Origin of the sequence: Agromyces seonyuensis, from assembly GCF_009789225.1 — a bacterium.
Lineage (GTDB): Bacteria > Actinomycetota > Actinomycetes > Actinomycetales > Microbacteriaceae > Agromyces > Agromyces seonyuensis.
This window is the reverse complement of record NZ_WSTA01000134.1, coordinates 1-5,318: the sequence shown is the minus strand read 5'-3', so window position 1 is coordinate 5,318 and position 5,318 is coordinate 1. Positions and strand designations below refer to the sequence as shown.

The window sequence follows — 5,318 nt, the reverse complement described above, 5'->3', positions numbered from 1 at the left end:
ACAAGAGTTCAAAGCTGTGCTCTTCCGATCTGGGCCGGCCCCGATGGGCGCCGTGCCGTCGGCGGTTCCGGTTGCGCCGGCCCCGGGCCGCCGTGCGGCCGCGCCGGCAGCCGTGGACGACCGCGGCATCGCCGTGCTGCGCTTCGACGACGGCGCGAGGCTCATCGCCCCCGTCGCGGGCCTCCTCGGCCGCAACCCGGCTCCGGCCCCCGGCGAGACGGTCGACCTCGTGCAGCCCCTCGAAGACCCGAGCCGCCGCATCTCCAAGACCCACCTCGCCGTCGGCCGCGAACCGGGCGGCGCCTGGCTCGTCGACCGGGGCTCCAGCAACGGCACCGAGGTCACCGCGCCCGACGGCGCGACCCTCGAGCTCGTCGCGGGTGAACGCGTCGTCGTGCCCTACGGCACGACCGTGTCGCTCGGCGGCGGGCGCTCCTTCGTCGTCGAACCCGCAGAGGACCGCGCATGAAGTTCAAACTCGGCCTGCGCCGCGGCAGCGGCGCCCCCGTCGACCTGCTCGTCACCGCGGACGCCACGGCCACCGTCGAAGACGTCGCCCGCGCCATCGCGGAGAACGACCCCGCCGGCAGCCAGTCCATCCCGCCGGGCGCGCGACTGACCCTCGCGGTCGCCCCTCCCGCGGCGGAGCCCTCCCGACTCGACCCCGACACCCTCATCGCCGAGGCGCCCATCGGCTCCGGCTTCGACGCCGCCGTCATCCCGCACAGCCGTCGCCGGGCCGGCACCGAGCCCGCGGCCGCCGTCATGCGCATCCACAACGGCCCGGAGGCGGGCCGGGCGGTGCCGATCCCCGCGGGCGCGTCGATCATCGGCCGGCTCGAGCCGGCCGACGTCCTGCTGCAGGACCGGCTCGTCTCGAAGCGGCATGCGCGCGTCGAGGTCGACCGCGGCATCGAGCTCGTCGACCTCAACTCGGCCAACGGCATCCGGGTCGACGGCGGCCGGCTCCCGCGCATCACGGTCATCCCCGGCCAGATCATCACGATCGGCGGCACCGAGGTCTCCTTCACGCTCGCCCCGCGCCCCGAGGGCACGACGAGCGCGGTGCTGGAGCGCGGCGGCGCGCTCATGTTCAACCGCTCGCCGCGCGTCGAGGACCGCTACCCGGGCCAGGAGCACCGGCATCCGGTCATCCCCGGCGAGCCCGAGCCGCGCATCTTCCCGTGGCCGATGATCATGGCGCCGATCCTGCTCGGCCTCGCGATGTTCGCAATGACCCAGCGGGCCACGTCGCTGCTCGTCGTCGTCATGGCGCCGCTCATGATGCTCGGCAACTTCATCGGCCAGCGCACCCAGCAGGGCACGAAGAGCAAGCTCGAGATCGAGACGTTCGAGGTCCAGCTGGAGGAGCTCGAGGGCCGGCTCGAGGCCGAGACCCACGTCGAGCGCGAGCGCCGCCGCGGCGAGGCGCCGGCGACGGCCACCGTCTACGAGCAGGCCATGGCGCTCGGGCCGCTCCTGTGGACGCGCCGCCCCGAGCACTGGAACTTCCTCTCGCTGCGACTCGGCGTCGCCGACGCGGCGAGCCGCAACACCGTGCAGGAGCTCGCCGACTACCGCGGCATCGCCAAGTACGCCGGCATGGTGGCGAAGCTGCGCGAGAAGTACTCGACAATCGACGCCGTCCCGCTCATCGAGATGCTGCCGTCCTCCGGCGCGATCGGCATCGCCGGTCCCCGCGAGTACGCCGCCGACGTCGCTCGCGGCATCGGCGTGCAGCTCTTCGGCCTGCACGCTCCGAACGAGGTCGTCACCGCGGCGATCGTCGACCCGGCGTGGACGAGCGAGCTCGAGTGGATGAAGTGGCTGCCGCACACGACGAGCCCCCGTTCGCCGTTCGCCGAGATGGCGCTCGCCGACAGCCAGTCCGCCGGCACGGCGCTCCTCAACGGCCTCGAGGAGGCCATCCTCGAGCGGCTCAAGGGCTCGCCGACGCGGCGCGGTCCGCTGACCGAGCGCGACACGACCATGACGGCCGGCAAGCGCGTCGGCGAGGACCGCGGCGACGGGCTTCCCGGCGAGGTCGCCCTCGTGCTCTTCGTCACGAACGACGCTCCGGTCGACCGACCGCGGCTCACCCAGCTCATCGAGCGCGGGCCCGACGTCGGCGTCTACACCGTCTTCCTCGCGCCGACGGTGGAGTCGCTGCCGGCCGCGTGCCGCACCTACATCGACGTCACGAGCGGTCTCGAACGAGCCGCGGTCGGCTACGTCCGCGCGGGCGAGCGCCTCGAGGACGTCGCCGTCGAGGGCGTCTCGAACCAGTACGCGGAGATCTTCGCCAAGCGACTCGCCCCGGTCATCGACTCGTCCTCCGTCACGGCGGACTCCTCCGACCTGCCGGCGAACGTGTCGATGCTGCGTCTGCTCGGCACCGATCTCGCCGCCGAGCCGCACACGGCGGTCGACCGGTGGCGCCAGAACAACTCGATCCTCGACCGCTCGCGCACGCCCCGACCGCGGCTCAAGCGCGCCGGCACCCTCAAGGCCTTCGTCGGCCAGGGCAGCCCCGACGCGATGACCCTCGACCTGCGCACGCAGGGGCCGCACGCCCTCGTCGGCGGCACGACCGGTTCGGGCAAGTCGGAGTTCCTGCAGGCGTGGGTGCTCGGCATGGCGGCCGAGTACAGCCCGGATCGCGTGACGTTCCTCTTCGTCGACTACAAGGGCGGTTCCGCGTTCGCGGACTGCGTCGAACTGCCGCACTGCGTCGGCCTCGTCACCGACCTCAGCCCGCACCTCGTGCGCCGCGCGCTCACGAGCCTCCGGGCCGAGCTGCACCACCGCGAGCACCTCTTCAACCGCAAGAAGGCGAAGGACCTCCTCGAGCTCGAGAAGCGCCAGGACCCCGACACCCCGCCCGCGCTCGTCCTCGTCATCGACGAGTTCGCCGCCCTCGCGGGCGAAGTGCCCGAGTTCGTCGACGGCGTCGTGGACATCGCCCAGCGCGGCCGTTCCCTCGGCATCCACCTCATCATGGCGACGCAGCGCCCCGCGGGCGTCATCAAGGACAACCTGCGCGCGAACACGAACCTGCGCGTCGCGCTGCGCATGGCCGACGAGTCCGACTCGAACGATGTCGTCGGCGATCCTGTCGCCGGCACGTTCGACCCCTCGATCCCGGGCCGCGGCATCGCGAAGACCGGCCCCGGCCGGCTCGTGCCGTTCCAGTCCGGCTACGCCGGCGGCTGGACGACCGACGAGCCCGACCGCGCCGAGGCGCGCATCGCCGAGCTCCGCTTCGGCTCCATCACCGTGTGGGAGCGCGACAGCGAGGACGACGCCGACGCCCACGACGGCGACCTCGGCCCCAACGACCAGAAGCGCCTCGTGAAGAACCTCGTCGCGGCGGCCGAGCTCGCCGCGCTGCCCGCGCCGCGTCGACCCTGGCTCGACGACCTGGCGGCGACCGTCGACCTCCGCGAGCTCCCGCTCGAGGGCGACGGCCGCATCCCGCTCGGCCTCGCCGACATCCCCGAGCGCCAGCAGCAGGCGCCGGTGTTCTTCGAACCCGACGCCGACGGGCACCTGCTCGTCTACGGCACGAGCGGCGCCGGCAAGACGGCGCTCCTGCGCTCGATCGCCATCGCCGCGGGCGCCCGCCCGGAGGCCGGTGCCGCGCACGTCTACGGCCTCGACTTCGGCACGGGCGCGCTGCGCTCGCTGGAGCCCCTGCCGCAGATCGGCTCGATCGTCTCCGGCGACGACGCCGAGCGCGTGCAGCGCCTGTTCCGCACCCTCCGGGGCATCCTCGACGACCGGTCGAAGCGCTTCTCGAACGCGAACGCCGCGACGCTCGCCGAGTACCGCGAGATCACGGGCGTCGACGAGCCGCGCATCCTGCTGCTCATCGACGGCTTCGGCACGTTCAAGAACGACTGGGAGACGACGTCGGCGCGGGCGCCCTTCTACGCCGTCTTCATGCGGATGCTCGGCGAGGGCCGGCCGCTCGGCGTGCACGTCGTGGCGACCGCGGACCGCTACGGCGCCGTGCCCACGGCCGTGAGCGCCAACGTGACCAAGCGCGTCGTGCTCCGCATGAGCGACGAGGGCGCCTACTCGATCCTCGGCGTCGCGAAGGACGTCCTCAACGAGCGCAGCGGTCCCGGTCGCGCGATCGTCGACGGCTTCGAGACGCAGATCGCCGTCATCGGCGGCACGGCCAACGTCGCCGAGCAGACGGCCGCGATGGCCGCCTTCGCCGATGAACTGCGCGCCCGCGGTGCCGTCGACGTCCCCGAGATCGGGTCCTTGCCGACCGAGCTCGCGCCCGCGGGCCTGCCGGACGCGGTCGCCGGCCAGCCGGTCATCGGCATCTCCGACGAGGCCCTCGGTGCCCGCGGCTTCGAGCCGGTCGGCACCTTCGTGGTCGCCGGTCCGCCGCAGTCCGGCAAGACGAACGCGGTGCGCGCGCTCGTGCACGCCATGGAGCGCTTCGACCCGGCGACCGAGTTCTTCCATTTCGGCGGGCGTCGGGCCGCGCTCCGCGACCTCCGCGAGTGGCGCCGCACGGCCTCCTCGATCGAGGACGTGCGCGCGCTCGCGAAGGAGCTCGCCCCGCTCGTGGCCGACGAGACGCTCGGCTCGCGCTTCGTGATCGTCGTCGAGAACGCGCTCGAGTACGGCGACACGGATGCCGAGCGACCGCTCAAGGAGCTCTTCCAGGCGGTCAACCGCTCGGAGCACTTCCTGATCGGCGACGGCGACGTCTCGCAGCTCTCGAGCGGCTACGGCCTCGTCGGCGAGCTCAAGGCGGGCCGCCGCGGCATCGCGCTGAAGCCCGACCAGTACGACGGCGAGTCGCTCTTCAAGGTCGGCTTCCCGAAGGTGCAGCGCCACGAGTTCCCGCCCGGGCGCGGCCTGTTCGTCGAGAACGGCCGCTTCGTCACGGTGCAACTCCCGCTCGTCCCGGCGGCCGCACGTGCCGAGGAGCCGGCCCGGTCCGCCGGCCCCGAGGCGACGCTCGTCCACTGATCCGGGTCGACGGGCCCGCAGCCGTCCGTACCCGGCACGAGGCGCGGCACCCCGAGAACGCCGGCGCGGATGCCGGCGACGGTCCGGCATCCCTCGCCGAGATGCACCCGGTCGGTTCCGGGAGCTGTGGAGAACGGACCGCCGCCCCGGGGTCGCTGGGATAGCCTCGGGTGCGGCCGGTCCCGTTCCGGCATTCACCCGAATCCCTGAGCAAGGAGCACCAGTGGCTGATTTCAAGGCGTCCTACGGCGAGATGGAAGCGATGTCGGGCAAGCTCGACAGCGGTCGTGAGGAGATCGGCGACGTGCTGCGTCGTCTCAAGA

The 5,318-nt window shown here is 72.9% G+C and carries 2 protein-coding genes; both read left to right on the top strand.

The genetic code is table 11. The features are described 5' to 3' along the window. On the top strand, positions 1–469 hold a 469-nt coding region (locus GB864_RS17705), incomplete at its 5' end, for an FHA domain-containing protein (RefSeq protein WP_236779236.1). Continuing rightward, positions 466–4,995, top strand: coding sequence for an FtsK/SpoIIIE domain-containing protein (locus tag GB864_RS17700; RefSeq protein ID WP_160427011.1), 4,530 nt, complete (start codon positions 466–468; stop codon positions 4,993–4,995). The genes GB864_RS17705 and GB864_RS17700, both read left to right, overlap by 4 nt. Positions 4,996–5,318 lie beyond the last annotated feature (323 nt).